The 14512-nt window shown below is 63.2% G+C and carries 15 protein-coding genes; 9 read left to right on the plus strand and 6 right to left on the minus strand.

Annotated elements, in window-relative coordinates; translation table 11 throughout:
- Positions 1–68 precede the first annotated feature (68 nt).
- From JQ629_RS24410 to JQ629_RS24425, 4 genes are all read left to right on the plus strand, one after another.
- A complete protein-coding gene (locus JQ629_RS24410; protein WP_212414813.1) occupies positions 69–1274 on the plus strand; it encodes an ABC transporter substrate-binding protein in 1206 nt (401 codons plus the stop codon).
- Between the two features lie 134 nt (positions 1275–1408).
- Positions 1409–2203: an enoyl-CoA hydratase gene (locus tag JQ629_RS24415; protein ID WP_212265691.1), complete on the plus strand. Its 795-nt coding sequence runs from the start codon at positions 1409–1411 to the stop codon at positions 2201–2203.
- A 12-nt stretch (positions 2204–2215) separates the two neighbouring features.
- Positions 2216–2980, plus strand: a complete 765-nt coding sequence (locus JQ629_RS24420; RefSeq protein WP_212414814.1) for a VOC family protein — start codon at positions 2216–2218, stop codon at positions 2978–2980.
- Between the two features lie 167 nt (positions 2981–3147).
- Positions 3148–5262 (plus strand): acetate--CoA ligase family protein, encoded by a 2115-nt coding sequence (locus JQ629_RS24425; RefSeq protein ID WP_212414815.1) that lies wholly within the window; start codon positions 3148–3150, stop codon positions 5260–5262.
- A gap of 170 nt (positions 5263–5432) precedes the next feature.
- Here JQ629_RS24425 and JQ629_RS24430 read toward each other — a convergent pair whose 3' ends face one another.
- Genes JQ629_RS24430 through JQ629_RS24440 form a run of 3 tightly spaced genes read right to left on the minus strand, consistent with a single transcriptional unit; the run spans position 5433 to position 8550 of the window.
- Positions 5433–6251, minus strand: coding sequence for an enoyl-CoA hydratase/isomerase family protein (locus JQ629_RS24430; RefSeq protein WP_212414816.1), 819 nt, complete (start codon positions 6249–6251; stop codon positions 5433–5435).
- A gap of 39 nt (positions 6252–6290) precedes the next feature.
- Entirely contained in the window at positions 6291–7451 is a 1161-nt protein-coding gene (locus JQ629_RS24435; RefSeq protein WP_192736508.1) for an acyl-CoA dehydrogenase family protein, read from the minus strand.
- A 34-nt stretch (positions 7452–7485) separates the two neighbouring features.
- Complete coding sequence (locus JQ629_RS24440) at positions 7486–8550, minus strand: acyl-CoA dehydrogenase family protein (RefSeq protein ID WP_212414817.1); 1065 nt, start codon at positions 8548–8550, stop codon at positions 7486–7488.
- A gap of 277 nt (positions 8551–8827) precedes the next feature.
- On the opposite strand from JQ629_RS24440, the gene JQ629_RS24445 reads away from it, so the two are divergent.
- Positions 8828–9610, plus strand: a complete 783-nt coding sequence (locus JQ629_RS24445; RefSeq protein WP_212414818.1) for an SDR family NAD(P)-dependent oxidoreductase — start codon at positions 8828–8830, stop codon at positions 9608–9610.
- Between the two features lie 147 nt (positions 9611–9757).
- Here JQ629_RS24445 and JQ629_RS24450 read toward each other — a convergent pair whose 3' ends face one another.
- Both JQ629_RS24450 and JQ629_RS24455 read right to left on the minus strand, forming a co-directional pair.
- Positions 9758–10036, minus strand: coding sequence for a GlsB/YeaQ/YmgE family stress response membrane protein (locus JQ629_RS24450; protein ID WP_192736510.1), 279 nt, complete (start codon positions 10034–10036; stop codon positions 9758–9760).
- A gap of 60 nt (positions 10037–10096) precedes the next feature.
- Positions 10097–10699: a YidB family protein gene (locus JQ629_RS24455; RefSeq protein WP_212265697.1), complete on the minus strand. Its 603-nt coding sequence runs from the start codon at positions 10697–10699 to the stop codon at positions 10097–10099.
- A gap of 149 nt (positions 10700–10848) precedes the next feature.
- Between JQ629_RS24455 and JQ629_RS24460 the strand changes: the two genes are divergently transcribed.
- Both JQ629_RS24460 and JQ629_RS24465 read left to right on the plus strand, forming a co-directional pair.
- Positions 10849–11850: a 2-dehydropantoate 2-reductase gene (locus JQ629_RS24460; protein ID WP_212414819.1), complete on the plus strand. Its 1002-nt coding sequence runs from the start codon at positions 10849–10851 to the stop codon at positions 11848–11850.
- A gap of 73 nt (positions 11851–11923) precedes the next feature.
- Positions 11924–12136 carry a hypothetical protein gene (locus JQ629_RS24465; protein ID WP_212414863.1) on the plus strand — a complete coding sequence of 71 codons (213 nt, stop codon included), beginning with the start codon at positions 11924–11926 and terminating at the stop codon, positions 12134–12136.
- A gap of 191 nt (positions 12137–12327) precedes the next feature.
- Here the strand turns inward: JQ629_RS24465 and JQ629_RS24470 are convergent, their stop codons facing one another.
- Positions 12328–12924 (minus strand): hypothetical protein, encoded by a 597-nt coding sequence (locus JQ629_RS24470; RefSeq protein ID WP_502753284.1) that lies wholly within the window; start codon positions 12922–12924, stop codon positions 12328–12330.
- Positions 12925–13450: 526 nt separating this feature from the next.
- On the opposite strand from JQ629_RS24470, the gene JQ629_RS24475 reads away from it, so the two are divergent.
- The gene (locus JQ629_RS24475) at positions 13451–14089 is read left to right on the plus strand and encodes an RraA family protein (RefSeq protein ID WP_212414821.1); all 639 of its coding nucleotides are present in this window, start codon (positions 13451–13453) and stop codon (positions 14087–14089) included.
- A gap of 46 nt (positions 14090–14135) precedes the next feature.
- Positions 14136–14507, plus strand: coding sequence for a cupin domain-containing protein (locus JQ629_RS24480; protein WP_212037010.1), 372 nt, complete (start codon positions 14136–14138; stop codon positions 14505–14507).
- Positions 14508–14512: the final 5 nt, after the last annotated feature.

The raw sequence follows: 14512 nt of genomic DNA on the forward strand, positions 1-14512 counted from the left end.
GCGGCATGATCGCGCCGCGTGAAATTCGAAGCCGCAGGCAAGCGGCAGCCAAAAAAGGGGAGGCCTTCATGAAGCGTGTTGTCACAGGTATTTTCGCCGCTGTTCTGGCGATGTCGAGCACGGCGGCACTGGCGCAGGCCAAGCCGCCGCTCAAGCTCGGCGGCATCCTCGACATGTCGAGCCTGTATGCCGACATTACAGGCGCCGGAAGCGAATATGCGGCGAAAATGGCGGTAGAGGATTTCGGCGGCGAGGTGCTCGGCCGCAAGATCGAGATCATCGCGGCCGATCACCAGAACAAGGCCGACCTTTCCGCCAACATCGCCCGCGACATGTTCGATAATCAGGGCGTCGAGATGCTGTACGACGTGGCGGCGTCCGCGACCGCGCTGGCTGCCGGCGAGATCGCCAAGGCGCGCAACAAGATCGTGATCTTCAACGGGCCCGGCTCGATCCGGCTCACCAACGAAGCCTGCGGTCCCCTGACCGTCCACTACGTGTTCGACACCTACGGCCAGGCCAATGTGACCGGCCTGGCCTCCGTCAAGCAGGGCCTCGACAGCTGGTACTTTTTGACCGCGGACTATGCGTTCGGGCATGATCTGGAAAAGGACACCGCCAATGTCGTGACGAAGTCCGGCGGCAAGGTGCTCGGCAGCGTGCGGCATCCGCTCAACACGTCCGACTTCTCCTCGTTCCTGCTGCAGGCGCAATCTTCCAAGGCCAAGATGATCGGCCTCGCCAATGCCGGCGGCGACACCATCAACGCCATCAAGCAGGCCGCCGAGTTTGGAATTACGAAGAGCGGCCAGAAGGTCGCGCCGTTGCTCGCTTTCGTCACCGATATCGACAGTATCGGGCTGGAAACCGCACAGGGCCTGCTGCTCGCGGAAGCCTTTTACTGGGACCTCAACGACGAGACCCGCGCGTTCTCAAAACGCTTCATGGAACGCATCAAGCGCGTGCCGACGTCGGCGCAGGCCGGGGTTTACTCTTCCGTCACGCATTATCTGAAGGCGGTGAAGGCCGCAGGCACCACCGATTCGGCGGCCGTCATGAAAATCATGAAGGAAACGCCGATCAACGACATGTTCGCCAAGAACGCCAAGATCCGCGAGGACGGCCGCATGGTGCACGACATGTACCTGTTCGAAGTCAAGAAGCCGTCGGAATCGAAAGGCCGTTGGGACAATTACAAGCTGCTGACGACCATTCCCGGCAACGAGGCATTCCAGTCGCTGGAATTGTCGCGCTGCCCATTAGTGAAGAAATAGAAATTGGAGCCTCGTCATTGCGAGGAGCGTAGCGACGAAGCAATCCATCTTTCCTCAGGCGGGCAATGGATTGCTTCGCTTCGCTCGCAATGACGGCTTGGAAACATAACGAATAACGACAAGGAAACCCGCACATGAGCCAGAACGAAATGGTCCTCCAGCAGCTCGACCAGGGCTTGCTCACCATCATCATGAACCGCCCCGACCGGCGCAACGCGCTCAATCCGGACATGACGCGCGGGCTCGTCGAGGCGGCGCGGCGCGCGGCCGAGGATCACGAGGTGCGCGCGGTGTTGCTGAAGGGCGCCGGCGGCACGTTCTGCGTCGGCGGCGACGTCAAATCGATGGCGGAGGGCCGGGCGCCGCTGTCGTTCGAAGCCAAGATGGTCAATCTCCGCCGCGGCATGGAAGTCTCTCGCATCCTGCACCAGATGCAAAAGCCCGTGGTGGCGCAGGTCGATGGCGCCGCGGCCGGCGCCGGGCTTTCGATCGCGCTCGCCTGCGATCTTCGTGTTGCCAGCGCGTCGTGCAAGATCACGACGGCGTTTGCAAAAGTCGGATTGTCCGGCGACTACGGCGGCACGTATTTCCTCACGCAGATGCTCGGCAGCGCCAAGGCGCGCGAATTGTATCTGACCTCGCCGGTGCTCAGCGCGCAGGAAGCCTACAACCTCGGCATGGTGACCAAGGTGGTGCCCGACGCGGAAGTCGAGGCGGTCGCGCATGATCTGGCGCTGTCGCTGGCGCAGGGCCCGTCGATCACGCTCGGCTACATCAAGCGCAACATCAACAACGCCGAGACGATGTCGCTGGAAGAATGTTTTGATGCCGAGGCGATCCACCATTCGCGTTCGGGCGAGACCCTCGATCACAAGGAAGCGGCGAAGGCGTTCGTCGAGAAGCGCAAGCCCGTATTCCAGAATCACTGAGAGGGTCGCGATATGGCCGGCTATATGAGGCTGCGGCAGATCTGCCTGGTGGCGCCGAAACTGGAACCCGTGATTTCGGACATTGCCGCGATCATGGGGCTGAACGAGTGCTTCCGCGACGGCAATGTCGCCAAATACGGCCTCGAGAACGCGCTGCTGCCGGTCGACACGATCCTGCTGGAAGTGGTGGCGCCGTTCCAGCCGGGCACCGCGGCGGGGCGCTTCATCGACAAGAATGGCGGCCGCGGCGGCTATATGGCGATCTTCTGCTGCGATGATCCCGATGCCTATGGCAAGCGCGCCAACGAGATGGGCGTGCGCACCGCGAACGTGATCACGCACGCGCCGTATCACGGCGTGCAACTGCACCCGCGCGATTGCCGCGCCGCCTTTATCGAGTTCAACCACACCGAAGGCAGCGACGACATTCTGGGAATCTATCCGCCGGCCGGTCCCGACTGGCAAAAGTCGATCCGAAAGGATGTGACGCTGGCGCTGACTGACGTCGAGATGGAAAGCCCCGAATCGGAGGTGCTGGCCGCGCATTGGGGCAAGATCATCGGCGTCGCCGTCAGCAAGAACGCGAAGGGCGAGCCGGAGCTGAAACTGCCCAACGCCAGCTTCCGCTTCGTCAACGGGCCTGCCGATCTGATGAGCGGGCTGACGTTCAGGGTCGCCGATATCGCCAAGGTGCGCGATGCGGCCAGGGCGAAGGGCTGCAAGGTGACCGGGGACGGGTTTGATCTGTGCGGGGTAAGGTTTAGCCTGGTGGCGTGAGGGGCACCGGCCATTCCGTCATCCTGAGGTGCGCGCTCTTGCGCGCCTCGAAGGACGACGGCCCGTCTGTGGCCGATTCATCCTTCGAGGCTCGCTGCGCTCGCGCCTCAGGATGACGGAGACGCGGTATAGTCGCGCGTCAGAAGAAAAGCACAATAGGTTCCCCCATGCCGCATCCGCTCGACAGTTTCTTCGCGCCCGACAGCATCGCGCTGATCGGCGCCTCGCGCGATCATGAGAAGATTCCGGGGCGGCTGCTGTCGATGCTGCGCAAGAACGAGTATCCGGGCAGGATTTATCCGATCAATCCGAACTATCCCGATATCGACGGGCTGAAATGCTACAGGACCATCGCCGATGTCGGCGCGCCTATCGATCTCGCCATCATCATCATTCCCGCCCGCGCCGTGGTGGGCGCGCTGGAGGAGTGTGCCGCGGTCGGCGTGAAGAATGCCGTCATCATCTCCTCGGGCTTTGCGGAGGAAGGCGGCGACGGCGCCGCGATGCAGGACAAGATCGTCGCGATTGCGAAGCGCACCGGTATGCGGATTTCAGGGCCGAATGCCGAAGGTTTTCTCAGCGAAGTGCAGAAGGTCGCGGCCACCTTCAGCCCGACGGTCGACGTCAAGCCGGGTCATGTGCCTGTTGTCGCGACCACACGGCGGATCGCCATTGTCGCCCAAAGCGGCGGCATCGGCTTTGCTCTCAAGCATCGCGCCAAGGCGCTCGGGGTTGCGATCAGCTATTGCGTCAGCGCCGGCAATGAAAGCGATCTCGGCGCCGGTGAGTTTCTGGACTACATGGTGCAGGACCCTTCCACCGATGTGATCCTGCTGTTCATCGAAGGCATCCGCGACGTCGACAAGTTTCTCGCCGCCGCGCGCCGCGCCGCGGAGATGCGTAAACCCGTCATCGTGACGAAAGTCGGCCGTTCCGGTGCGGGCGAGCGCGCCGCGGCCTCGCACACCGCCAGCATGGCCGGATGGTCGGCCGCCTATGACGCGGTGTTCGCCAAGTACGGCTTTATCGTCTCCAACGATCTCGACGAGGCGGTGACGATCGCCGCGGTGCTGGCGACGAACCCGCTGCCGAAGGGCGATCGCGTCGCGGTGCTGACCGTGTCCGGTGGCGGCGGCATCTGGGGCGCCGATACCGTCTCGATGCAGGGGCTGAAGGTTCCGGAGCTGTCGCCTTCGATCCAAAGCGAAATCAGGAAGTGGATGCCGTCTTATGGCGCCGCGGGCAATCCGGTCGACGTCACCGCGCAAGGCGCCAGCAGCGGCGGCCTGCAAAAGACCATCGATCTGCTCGCCGTCTCCGACGAAGTCGATGCCATCCTGGTGGTGCTGTCGCTGTCGAGCGAGGTGCGGATGGCGTTCAAGGAGGCCGAGCTGAAGCCGGTGATAGCGGCGCAGAAGAAGCCGATCGTGTTCTATTCCTACACCCTGCCGTCGCCGTTCGCGCGGACGGAGCTTGCGAAATCCGGCGTCGTGGTGTTTTCGGGCCTCACGCATGTCGGCGTCGCGATGCGGCGGCTGGTGGAGGTTGCGAATTTCAAACTGGCGCCAGCGGCGGATGTGGCCGCCTTGCCCGCGCGCGATCTCTCCGCATATCTGAAATCACTGGCGCTGTCGGAGTTCGACAGCAAGTCGCTGCTGGGTGACGCCGGCATCGCGCTGCCGGACGAGACGCTGGTGACCGATCGGGCCGAACTGGATGCCGCGATCGCCCGCGCGGGCTTTCCGCTGGTCATGAAAATCCAGTCGCGCGACATCCCGCACAAGAGCGAGGTCGGCGGCGTCCGCGTCAACATCGCGACCAAGGGCGAGGCGTTTACGGCCTACGGCATGCTGCTCGACAACGTGCGAAAACACCGGCCGGATGCTGACATCCAGGGCGTGCTGGTCGGGCCGATGGCCAAAAAGGGCGTCGAGATCATCGTCGGCACGCTGACGGACAAGGTGTTCGGGCCGGTCATCATGGTCGGCCTCGGCGGCATCACCACGGAATTGTTTCGCGACGTGATCTACCGGCCGGCGCCGGTGAGTGCGGAAGAGGCGACGGTGATGCTGGAAGCTCTGAAAGCAGCGCCGTTGCTGAACGGGTTTCGTGGCGCGGCGAAGGCCGATGTGACTGCATTGTCGCGGTTGATTTCAGAGCTGTCGGTGCTGGCGGCGCAGCATGCCGGACAGATTTCGGAGATCGAGATCAATCCGGTGCTGGTGCACGCGGAGGGGCAGGGCGTGACGGTTGTCGATGCGTTAGTCGTACGCAAGAACTAACAACGGGTCGTCCCGGCCTTGAGCCGGGACCCATACTCCGCGGCCGTATTTGTCTTGGAAGGTATCTAACGCCAGTGCTCCGATCGATGGGCCGCGGCGTATGGGTCCCGGCTCAAGGCCGGGACGACGTGTTGTGAGAGCCGTGCGCGCTTACGACACCGTCTAAAACGCTACCGCCCCTTGAAATTCGCGACGCGGCGCTCCGCAGTCGCCTTGACGCCTTCCTTGAAGTCTTCGGTGGCGCGCAGGCGGGACTGTTCGGCGAGTTCGTGATTGGTCGCGGCCAGCACGCGGTCGGCGAGACCGGTGCGCATGGTGGCGCGGGTCGAGAGCAGGCCGAGCGGTGAGCATTCGGCGATTTCTTGAGCGAGCTTCATGGCTTCAGCGCGCACCTGATCCTGCGGCACGCAGAGGTTGGCGAGGCCCATTTTGGTGGCCTCCTCGCCGGTAACGCGGCGGCTGGTGTAGAAGATCAGTTCGGCGTTGTTCTTGCCGACCAGTTCGGGAAGCGTCGTCGTCAGCCCGAAGCCCGGATGAAAACCGAGTTTGGTGAAGTTGGCGGCAAAGCGCGCTTCGGGGCAGGTGACGCGGAAATCAGCCGATACCGCAAGACCGAGGCCGCCACCGATGGCCGCGCCCTGCACGGCTGCCACGATCGGCTTCTTGGCGCGGAAGATGCGCACCGCGTGCAGGTAAAGACTGTTGATCGAACCGAGGCTGTCGGCGGGATCGCCCTTTTTGGCTGCTGCCGCCTCGGCCGCTTCCTGCTCCTGCCGCTTTGGATCGCTGAAATTGGCGCCGGCGCAGAACGCCTTGCCCTGGGCTGCGAGAACCGACGCGCGGATTTCGATATCCTGGTCGAACTCCTCGAGCGCATCCGCGATCTGGTTGATCAGCGAAATGTCGAAGAAGTTCAGTGGCGGCCGCTGGATTTCGATCAGGCCGACATGGCCGTGCTTCTCGACGCCGATATCAGTGTATTTTGTCATTTTGTTTCCTCGTTGAATGAGCGCAAGCCGGGCCGCGCGTCAGCGCAAGCCAAGCCCGCGGGCGATGATGCCGCGCAGCACTTCGGTGGTGCCGCCCTGGATCGTCAGTTTTGGTGCGGTCTTGATCGCAAATGAAAGCTGGTTTTCCAGCGTCTCGCGGTTGGTTGCGGTTTCCTCGACGAACGCCGCAAGGTCGCGCACCCGGTGCGGCAGCGCCTGCTCCCACACCGTGCCGATATCCTTGACGATCGAAGCCTCCACCACCGGCTCCTTGCCGGCCTGCAGCATGCCCGCCACCGACACCGACATGCGCCGCATCGTGTGCAACTGTGCGACCAAGCGGCCGATGCCTTCGGCGCTGCGGGTATCCGGGTTCTTGCCGACGGCGCGGACCAGTTCGGTCAGCACGTAATAGGTTTCCAGAAAACGTTCGGGGCCCGAGCGTTCATAGGCGAGCTCCGAGGTCGCCTGCTTCCAGGCGCCGTCGACTTCGCCGAGCACGTGATCTTCGGGCACGAAGAAGTCGGTGAAGACAACTTCGTTGAATTCGTACTGGCCGGTGATCTGCTGGATCGGGTTCACCTCGATGCCCGGCTGCTTCATCTTGACCAGGAACTGGGTCAGGCCGTGGCGGCGGTTCTCTTTCGTGGGCGGTGACGTCCGGAAGATCGCGATCATGTAGTCGGCGATATGGGCCGACGAGGTCCAGATCTTGGTGCCGTTGATCAGGTAGCCGCCGTCGGTCTTGGTGGCGCGGGTCTTGGCCGCGAACAAATCGGAGCCGGAGTTCGGCTCGCTCATGCCGATCGCAAAGCAGACCTCGCCGCGGCAGATGCGCGGCAGGATGTCCATCTTGATGTTCTCGGGCGCGTATTTCAGCAGCACCGGGCCGCTCTGGCGATCGGCGACGAAGAAGCGCCGCGTCGGCGCGTTGGCGACGCGCATCTCTTCGGTGACCACATAACGCTCGAGGAACGAGCGCTCATGGCCACCATATTTCTTCGGCCATGTCATGCCGAGCCAGCCCTTGGCGCCGACCCGGCGGGAGAATTCCGGCGCGTCGGTGTCTTCGCGATTGGGCTGGTGCGGATCGAAGGTGCCGGCGGCGATTTCCTCGGCGAGGAAGGCGCGCACTTCCTTGCGAAGCTGTTCGCATTCGGGCGGCAGGCGGATCGGATCGAAACGGAGGGCTGCGGTCATGGTGCGTCTCTATGCAGGCAAACGGGTGTGAAAATCAGCGCGAGGCCACCAGCGGCCACAATTCATCGGCACCGCGATTGGCCACAAGCTTGCCGAGCTCGACCGCCCAGTAGCTTTCGGAGCCGAAATCGTCGCGCCATCCCAGTGCGCGCAGCGAGTAACGATGCAGGATGTGCTCGATGGTGAAGCCGATCGCGCCATGCACCTGATGGGCGATGCCGCCGCCCTTTTCGGCCGCTTCCGAGCAACGGATTTTCGCCGATACCGCTTCGAGGAACACTTCGTCGTTGAATGAAGTGGCGTTGGCGATGGCATCCGCGGCCGAGGTCGCGGCGGCAAGCGCCGCTGCCGACTCGCCCGCGAGCCGCGCGAGGTTGTGTTGCACCGCCTGGAATTTCGAAATCTTCTTCTCGAACGCGACGCGCTCGTTGGAATAGCGCACGGAGATTTCCAGCATCGATTCCAGCGCGCCGGCGATCTGCAGGGAGCGGGCGACGCCGCCCATCAGCATCAGATGGGTCTGCTCAAAACCCTTCGGCGCCGGCTTGGTCGTGATCGGCTGCGCCTTGTCGAAGGTCACGGTGTCGCTGTGGTCACCGCCGAGGCCGAGGCCGGCATCGATCCGGCACTTGGCGGCTTCAACGAGCGCGATCGAGAGACCCTTGGCATCGCTTACGACGACCGCGATATGTTTGGCGGCTTTCGCAAACGGCACGCCGCGGGCCTTGCCCGACAGGCTGCCATCGGCGTTGAGCGTGATGCGGTCTTTCGGGCTTGCGGGCGCGACCGTCATTTCGCCGTCGGGCGAGGAGATTTTCGCCTGCGCCAGCAGCCATCCCGCCAGCATCGTTTCGGCCAGCGGTACCGCGACCGCAAAACGTCCGGCGGCGCTGAGAACGGAAAAGCCTTCGGCAAGGCTCGCGCCCGAACCGCCGCAATCCTCCGGCACCCAGGACAGCGGCAGGCCGGACTCGCTCAGCGCCTGCCAGAGCGGGGCCTTCCACGCGCCGTCCTTGTCGCGATTGATGGTTTGGGCGTCGGCGAGATCGGCGAAGATCTTCTCCGCGGTCTCGGCAACGATGTTCTCACTCTCCGCCACAGCGTTCCTCATCTTGATTGGCACAGCTTATTGGCACTGGGCCCGGCTGTTCCGCCAAGCTTAGGTGCGGTCTTTTCTTGCGCTTTATGATGCGGAAAAGCCATAGCCCTGACAAGCGCTGCCCGCAGGGCTGCCTGCGGCGGCGGCATGCGGAGCGACAGGCGAAGAATAAATTCCGCGCAACGGATTTCCCCGATTTGCAGGGACTTTGCCGCGCGATATGGTAGACGCGAAAATAGGTTCGAACAAAGTTTCAAAACAAGAAGAGGAAATGCGGATGTCGAAGGATGGTTTGTGCGCGATCATAACGGGTTCGGCATCCGGCCTTGGGGCTGCGACCGCGGCCATTCTGGCCAAGGGCGGTGCGCGTATCGTCGTCAATTATTCCAACAGCAAGGCCGAGGCCGAAGCGACCGCTGACCTCTGCCGCACGGCGGGCGCCGAAGTCATCGTGGTGCAGGGCGACGTCTCGCGCGACGAGGATTGCAAGAAGATCGCCGCGGCTGCCGCATCCTGGGGACGGCTTGACGTGCTGGTCAACAATGCCGGCACCACCAAGCACGTGCCGCACGACAGGATGGATGATCTGACGGCGGAAGATTTCCAGCGCATCTACGCCGTCAACACCATCGGCCCGTTCCAGATGATCCGCGCCGCGCGCGCGCAGCTCGAGGCCGGCGCCAAAGCCTCCGGGCGGGCATCCGCCGTGGTCAACGTGTCGTCGGTAGCCGGCATTTCCGGCGGCGGCTCGTCGGTCGCCTATGCCGCGAGCAAGGGCGCGCTCAACACCATGACGCAATCGCTGGGGCGCGCATTGGCGCCGTTGATCCGCGTCAATACGGTATGCCCGGGCTACATCGATACGCCCTGGTTCACCAAGGGCCGCGGCGAGGCCGGCGCCAAGGCGGTGCGGGATTCGGTGATTGCAAAAGTGCCGCTGAAGACGGCCTCAACGGCTGACGATATCGCGCAGCTCGTCTGCTTCCTCGCCTCGCCGGCGTCTGGACAGATGACCGGCGAGTTCGTGCGCATGGACGCGGGGATGCATTTGGTTTTGTGAGGATGCAATCATTTGTCGTCCCGGCCTTGAGCCGGGACCCATACGCCGTGACGTTGCTGTAAGAGCTCCGGCGTTAGAGACCTTCTGCAAACAATGACGGCCGCGGAGTATGGGTCCCGGCGTTCGCCGGGACGACGGATAGTTTTTCTACCTGTTCCCCGGATCCGAAATCACGCGGCTGGCCACCAGCCGGTTCCAGATGAACAGCACGATCAGCGCGCCGATGGTGGCGGTGACGAAGCCGGCGCCCTGACTGGCACTGTAATAGCCCATCGCCTGGCCGATGAAGGTTGCGAGAAACGCGCCGGCGATGCCGAGCACCGTGGTCAGGATGAAGCCGCTCGGATTGTTGGGGCCGGGCGAAAGCAGGCGCGCGATAATTCCGGCGACAAAGCCGACGACGATGACCCAGATAATGCCACCCATGGCGATGGTCCTTTGCAATGTTCTATGAGGGAGAATGCGGCGCGCGAGCGCGCCGCGGTATCAAAGCCGGCCTGAGATTTCGTTCTCGTCCGGCAGCCTTCCGTCCGGCGTCAGGTGATTGATCACGTCGGGCAGATACTGGCTGAGACCCTGCAGCAGATCATCGCGCGACATACCGGTCTGCGAGGACAGCGATTCGATCTGGTCGGCGCCGAGCGCACTGGCGAGATCGCCCGGTGCGATCTCTTTGTTGGGTCCGTTGCTGACCCATGAACTCGCCGCGTCGCCCTGGCCCTTCTCCTGAAACTGCTTGAGCAGGTCGCCGAGACCGCCACTGAGGATGCTGCCGGCGGCGCCGCCAGCGAGCAAGCCGCCGAGGCCGCCCTTCATCAGATCGCTGAGGCCGCCTCCGCCCAAAGCACCACCCAGGCCGCCGGGCAGGCCCGCAGTCACGTTACCGGGCAGTTTCGGCGGGGCAGAAGGCGCCGAGGGCGCTGCACCCGGCTGACTGCCGCCGAAATGTTTCATGGCTTTCCAGGCCAGCAGAGCCAGGATCGCCATGGTCATCGGCGACATGCCCTCCTTGCTGTCCGATTGCGCGTTCGGGTTGCCGGGGCCGCGCGGGCCGTTCTGCATGCCGTTGAGTATGTCGAGTAAACCCATGGTAGTCTCCTGCAGCGTGTCAGCCCCCGGGCGAAACATAACGGTGGCCCATGACGGTTACAAGGCGCGCCCGGATATGCGTTTGCGCCTTCGATAGGCACCGGGCGCCGGTTCTGCTATCGAACGGCCGGCAATAGAGGCAATTGAAGATGAACGCAGGCCGAACGATTGGCGTGGCGGGCGCGGGCAGCATCGGCTGCTTCGTCGGCGGCATGCTGGCGGCCGGCGGCCGCCGTGTCGCCTTGCTGGCACGCCCGCGCGTGATCGCCGAGATCGAGGCCAAAGGCCTGCGGCCGACGAGCTTTGAAGGCTTCGATCAAACGCTTGATGCCAGGAAGCTCACGCTGTCGGATGATCCCGCAATCCTTGGGGATGCCGGCGTGGTGCTGGTGTCTGTCAAAAGCGCCGATACCGCTGACATGGCGGATATCATCGCACGGCACGCTCCATCAGATGTCATTGTCGTCAGCCTGCAGAACGGCGTCGGCAATGTTGCGGTGCTGCGCAATCGCTTGCCCGGCCGACGCGTGCTCGGCGGCATGGTGCCGTTCAATGTGATCACGGCAGGCGAGGGGCGGTTTCATCGCGCGACGTCGGGCGACATCGTGATCGAACAGGACGCCGCCGGTACCGCCGAAAAGCTTTCAGTGCCCGGATTGAACATGCGTCCGACCGGCAACATCGACGGCGTGCAATGGGGCAAGCTGCTGCTCAATCTCAACAACGCGCTCAATGCGCTGGCCGATCTGCCGCTGCGCCGCCAACTCGCGCAACGGCCTTGGCGGCGATTGTTTGCCGACCAGGTGACGGAAGGATTGGCGGCGATGCGCGCGGAGGGCATCAAGCCGGTTTCGCCGACGCCGCTGCCGGCGGGCTGGATGCCGCATTTATTGCGTTTGCCGGATATGATCTTCGAAGCCGTGCTGGGGCGGACGATGAAGATCGATCCCGAAGCGCGCTCCTCGATGTGGGAAGACCTGCAACGCGGCCGCCGCACCGAGATCGACTATTTTCAGGGCGTCATCACCGAGATCGCCGAGCGGCGCGGGTTGGATGTGCCGCTGTCGCGCCGGGTCGTCGAACTGATCCGCAAAGCCGAGGCCGCCGGCCAGGGTTCGCCGGGGCTGGCACCGGACCAGATCCGCAGCTGAAGCGGTCGGTTGCCTTGAAATGGCGCCGATGCTGCGCGAGTTTTGCTTGGGAGCGTTCACTGGGAGAAGCGGCATGAAACCGACACGCGCAGCACCTCTGGCGATCGCCGCCTTTCTCGGCTCAGTATCCGTGCTTCCCGCTTATGCCGTGCCGCCCGTTGCGACGCCGTCGCCGGGCTATGAGGCACGGCTGCAGGAGCAGCGCGCCGCCTCGACGCGGCTCGATAGACCGGTCGCGCCAGTGACAAAGCCTCCGCGCCGGACCAAGCGCGTGCCTGCGAACTGATTTTGTTGAAGCGAGGGTGATTGCGGATTGATGTTGTCGTCCCGGCCTTGAGCCGGGACCCATAACCACCAGCGATCATTGCTTTAATACGCTGGTCGTTGTCTTCCTTTTCCAATAACGCAGGCCGCGGCGTATGGGTCCCGGCCTTCGCCGGGACGACGAAAGAAAACAGGCCGGGACGACGGAAGAAATCAGCTTCGCTTCGGCTTGGTCGGCGGCGGGTTGAACAGCTTCTTCAAATCGTCGATGCTTTGCGACAGCCGCGGCCATTCGCAGGAGAAGGAATTTTTTGCGCAGTTGGAAGCCTTGATGCGCGCGGCCTGCTTGACCGGGCTTGCCACCGGTACCGGGATTTTCTCGACCTCGGTTCGCAGCGCCACCTGCTGCACGTCGCGTTGCGGCTCCGGTTGCTGCTGCTGTTGTTTGGCCGTGAAGGCCGCCGCGATGCTGCTGCGGCGCTGGCTTTCCAGATAGGCGGTATATTGCTGGTCGATCTTCTTCTGCTCTTCCGGCGTTGGGTTGGGCCCCGCGATGTCGAAGGTTCGGTCCTGCATGAAGTCGTAATAGGTGTAGCCGCCGCCAGGCTTGCGGCGGCCGGCGAACTTCGCGTTGCATTCGGCAAGCGCTGACGTCTTGTCTTCCTTGGTCTTCGCCTTCTCGGCGGCGTCGGCGCAAGATTCGAAATCGACCGGCGTGCCGCGCCACCACTGCGCATGCGCATGCACCGGGCCCAGCACGACGAGGCCGGCGACGGCTGCGATAGCGAGCAGCGATGATGGTAACGCAATCACGGACGAAGTTTCCTCAACGTGAGTTCCAAAGTTGATTTGCGGTCATGGATTAAACCGATTGTCGCCATTTTGAGAGGCCTTGTCACCCCCGGAACCCGGCGATTTTCCAGCGCTGATTTCTTGCCTGTGAATGATGGAACCCACCGGCGGTTCATTGGAATTTATTCTGGAAATTCAACGCGAAAGGGGTTTGGACCCAATTGGGCGGAAGCCTGTCGGAGGCGGCTGCGCCGCAGTCAGCCTGTTGACGCATTGTGGCAGGACTTTGCCATTTACTCCCGGCGCCGGCCCGGTGCGGTTTCGTCGAACATCGTGCACCAACGAAGGGGCGAGCTCACATCTGATGAAAATCCGTTCGATCGGCCGCCCGATTTCCCGGGAGAAACACACCCCCGATTCCAAGACAGCCCAATGGAATAGAATTTGGGCATATCAATCTGTACAAAAAGGTATTTGATTGCCTCGGTTTGGCGCTATCAAAGATGTCCGCGAACAAGAAGAAGCATCAGGGGAAACCAACTGCATGAGCGTCACCATTGCGATGGATAGCGTGCCAAAGCCGGCGCCTGAGTTGATCGAGGCATTCAGGAGCGCGTCAACATCTGTTATCAGCGACAACCTTGCCCGGCTGCCGGGCGCCGTGGGGCTGCGGCCGTTCCATCGCAGCGGCAGGCTGGTGGGCGTTGCCTTTACCGTCCGCACCCGGCCGGGCGACAATCTGGCCATTCACAAGGCGCTTGAGCTGGTTGGACCCGGCGACGTGATCGTGGTCGATGGCGGCGGCGACGAGAGCAGGGCGCTGGTCGGCGAGATCATGAAGAACATTGCCGAGTATCGTGGCGCTGCCGGCTATGTGATCGACGGCGCGATCCGCGACGTCGCCGCGTTTGCCGCATCCGACTTTCCATGCTTTGCCCGTTCGGTCATTCATCGCGGCCCCTACAAGAGCGGCCCCGGCGAAATCAACGTGCCGGTCTCGATCGGCGGGTCGGTGATATCGCCGGGTGATATCGTGGTGGGGGACGAGGACGGCGTGGTGTCCTTTCCGGCCGCGATCGCACCCTCGTTGCTCGAGGCGGTGCGCGCCCAGACCAGGCGAGAAGAGGAAACGTTGGTGGCGATCCGCGAAGGCCGCTATCAGGGCTCCTACGGCAAATCATGATCGAGACGCAACGGACATTGGGACAACTGACGTTGAGGAAGCGACGATGAGTCAGAGGGACGAGTTTCACAATCTGGACAACCCGGATGACGGCCTGTTTCGCGATCTCGCGCCGGGTCTCACCACGCGCATCTTCGCCGGCGAGCAGGCCATGCTGTCGGTGGTGACGCTGGCGCCGCATTCGCAAGGCACCCTGCATCATCACCCCGAGGAGCAATGGGGCGTGCTGCTCGAAGGTTCGGCCGTGCGGGTGCAGGGCGATGAGGAAATCACGGTGAAGAAGGGCGATTTCTGGCGCACGCCGGGAAACGTGCCGCACACCATGCGTGCCGGGCCGGAGGGCGCCCGCGTGCTCGATATCTTCAGTCCGCCGCGGCCGGAATACAAAAAGCCGGGATCGGGCTTCGGTAATCAATAAACCTG

This window comes from Bradyrhizobium sp. AUGA SZCCT0222, assembly GCF_018130205.1.
Classification (GTDB): Bacteria; Pseudomonadota; Alphaproteobacteria; order Rhizobiales; family Xanthobacteraceae; genus Bradyrhizobium.